Here is a 1,361-nt window from a genome sequence, read left to right as displayed (position 1 = left end):
AATCAACACCATCAAAAAAATGGCATCAACGAACTTGGCACACTATTGAGTTCTCAAACAACAGGCCCCGCAAGTGCATCCACCGGATTTTCTTCCGGTTTATCTCCTCGCGGCAACGAGATTCAATCTTACCTTCTTCGCACCCGCTCTGCAAATTCCGCTTTTCTTGGAAACTGCTTCACGACTGCGAGCGATCAGGGTTCCGGAGGCGCGCTCAATCAGCGGCCATCCGGGCCATTCTCGAAGGGGATTTGCCGCTCTGGACTGCCTCGATGTTCTCTCGGCCGCCCCGGCGACTCAGAAAACATTACCGGCCACGACGGCCCTCCTCCAAATCCGCCGCGTGTGCCCTTCGTTACACGCGGGCCTCGGGGGTCACGAGGAGATACCCCGGTGGGGTACTTGACGCATACCCCTCCGGGGTATAGCTTTGACGGCATGGAGCACGTCGTGGACACCGAGACGCATGGAGGACCGCCGTACGGGTACTCCTCCAACAAAGAGGCCTACCTGCGGCGCCTCAAGAGGATTGAGGGCCAAGTGCGCGGAATTGCCCGGATGGTCGAGGAGGACAAGTACTGCATCGACATTCTGACCCAGATGTCAGCGGTCACGAAGGCCCTGCACGCGGTGAGCCTCGGCCTGGTCGAAGAGCACATCGGCCACTGCGTGGTGGGCGCTGCCAATGAACCGGACCCGGCCAAGCGCGCCGGCGAGATCGACGCCAAGGTGAAGGAGGCCTCCGATGCCATCGGACGACTGCTGCGGTAGCTCCGGCTGCTGCACCGGCTCAGACACGTTCATTCCCCTGTCCCGCCTCGCGGCGGGAACAGGCCAGACACCCCTTCAGCCAGACCTTCCCCAGCCAAGGAGCATCGCGATGACCCACTTCACCACCACCGTGCACGTCGACGGCATGACCTGCGGCCACTGCGTCAGCTCGGTCACCGAGGAGCTCGAGGCGATCGACGGCGTCGAGAGCGTCTCCGTCGACCTCAAGGCCGGTGGCGTGTCAGAGGTGACGATCGACTCGAACCGCAAGATCAAGCACGAGGCCATCAGCGAGGCCGTCGCCGAGGCGGGCTACCTGGTCGTCGCCAACGACGCGTAGCCGATGGGTACCTTCCTGGAATCCACACCAGCGGCCCCACGGATCGTCGAGCTCGACATCGAGGGCATGACCTGCGCGTCATGCGTCAACCGGATCGAGCGGAAGCTGGGCAAGATCGAGGGCGTCCACGCCTCGGTGAACCTGCCCCTCGAGTCCGCCCGGGTCGAAGTGCCCGCCGGCGTGACCGACGAACAGCTGCTCACCACCGTCGAGTCCGCCGGGTACACGGCCCGGCTCAAGGGCCTCGGCA

General features: G+C 63.4%; 3 protein-coding genes. All 3 read left to right on the top strand.

Annotation, left to right across the window (positions count from 1 at the left end; translation table 11 throughout):
- Positions 1-438 precede the first annotated feature (438 nt).
- The gene (locus tag ABD298_RS13275; RefSeq protein ID WP_344300184.1) at positions 439-771 is read left to right on the top strand and encodes a metal-sensitive transcriptional regulator; all 333 of its coding nucleotides are present in this window, start codon (positions 439-441) and stop codon (positions 769-771) included.
- Positions 772-880: 109 nt separating this feature from the next.
- Positions 881-1,111 (top strand): heavy-metal-associated domain-containing protein, encoded by a 231-nt coding sequence (locus ABD298_RS13270; protein WP_344300183.1) that lies wholly within the window; start codon positions 881-883, stop codon positions 1,109-1,111.
- A 3-nt stretch (positions 1,112-1,114) separates the two neighbouring features.
- The coding region (locus ABD298_RS13265; protein ID WP_344300182.1) for a heavy-metal-associated domain-containing protein at positions 1,115-1,361 on the top strand (247 nt) is incomplete at its 3' end.

This window comes from Sinomonas flava (assembly GCF_039531875.1).
Lineage (GTDB): Bacteria > Actinomycetota > Actinomycetes > Actinomycetales > Micrococcaceae > Sinomonas > Sinomonas flava.
Note: the sequence above shows the minus strand (reverse complement) of the source record. Positions and strands in the feature narration are given on the sequence as shown.

Bases quoted from the DNA above. Each gene is read 5' to 3' on its own strand.
- ABD298_RS13275 (WP_344300184.1), top strand. From the start codon at position 439: ATGGAGCACGTCGTGGACACCGAGACGCATGGAGGACCGCCGTACGGG.
- ABD298_RS13270 (WP_344300183.1), top strand. From the start codon at position 881: ATGACCCACTTCACCACCACCGTGCACGTCGACGGCATGACCTGCGGC.